Below are 1,247 nucleotides of genomic sequence, written 5' to 3' on the forward strand. Positions count from 1 at the left end.
CGGCCGATTTCGGCGTTTTCGAGGATGGCGAGGGCGTCGGGGACGAGGACGGCGGCGGAGTAGTAGGCGGAGACGAGGTAGGAGATGAGGGCTTGGTCGTTGATGCCCATGAAGCGGACGTTGAGGCCGGGTTGGTATTCGTCGGGGAGGCCGGTTTGGTGGAGTCCGACGACGCCTTGGGTGGGTTCGCCGGTGCGCATGAGGAGGATGGAGCTGGTGCGGGTGTCGGTGACGGGGATTTTGTTGCAGGGGAGGAGGGGGATTCCGCGCCAGGAGGGGACTTGGTGGCCGCCGAGGTCGACGCTGGCAGGGTAGAGGCCGGCTTTGGTGCATTCGCGGCCGAAGGCGGCGATGGTGGTGGGGTGGGCGAGGAAGAAGGCGGGGTCTTTCCAGACGAGGGTGAGGAGGTGGTCGAGGTCGTCGGGGGTGGGTGGGCCGGTGCGGGTGGGGATGCGCTGGGCGAAGTCGGCGTTGTGGAGGAGTCCGAAGTCGGTGTTGTTGATCAGTTCGTGTTCTTGGCGTTCGCGCAGCGCTTCGATGGTGAGGCGGAGTTGTTGTTCGATTTGGTTCATGGGCTGGTTGTAGAGGTCGGCGACGCGGGAGTGGATGCGCAGGACGGTTTGGGCGACGGAGAGTTCGTATTCGCGGGGGTGGGTTTCGTAGTCGGCGTAGGTGGCGGGGAGGACGGGTTCGCCGTCGTGGCCGGAGGCGAGGGTGATGTCGGCTTCGCCGTGGTCGTTGCTGGGGGTGGCGCCGCGGGCGCGGTAGGCGTCGAGGTGGGTTTGGAGGGTGTGGGAGCGGGTGAGGAGGTCGTCGAAGGCGGTGCGGGGGAGGGCGAGGACGGTGCAGGTGGTGACGGCTTTGGCGGTGTATTCCCAGATGCTGTCGGGGTGGAGGAGGGTGTGTTCGCCGAAGTGGTCGCCGTCGGCGAGGGTGGCGAGGGTGACTTGGTCGCCGTAGGCGCCGGTGCCGGTTTTGGTGATTTTGCCGTGGGCGAGGAGGTAGACGTGGTCGGCGGGGGAGCCGAATTCGGCGAGGGTGTCGCCGGGTTGGTATTCCTGTTGGGTGAAGCGGTCGGCGAGTTCGGTGAGGACGTCTTGGTCGTCGTAGCCGCGGAGGGGGGCGAGTTCGCCGAGTTCGGGGGGGATGACGCGGACTTGGGTGCCGGTGGTGGTGAAGGTGACGCGGCCGTCGCCGACGGCGTAGGAGAGGCGGCGGTTGACTCGGTAGGCTCCGCCGGAGACTTC

At 67.2% G+C, this 1,247-nt stretch carries 1 protein-coding gene; it reads right to left on the minus strand.

Going from position 1 to position 1,247, the window contains the following annotated elements; genetic code table 11:
* On the minus strand, positions 1 to 1,247 hold a 1,247-nt coding region (locus ACLJQE_RS44600; RefSeq protein WP_410645918.1), incomplete at both ends, for a family 2B encapsulin nanocompartment shell protein.

The sequence above is a fragment of the Amycolatopsis sp. lyj-346 genome (assembly GCF_046548975.1).
Taxonomy (GTDB): domain Bacteria; phylum Actinomycetota; class Actinomycetes; order Mycobacteriales; family Pseudonocardiaceae; genus Amycolatopsis.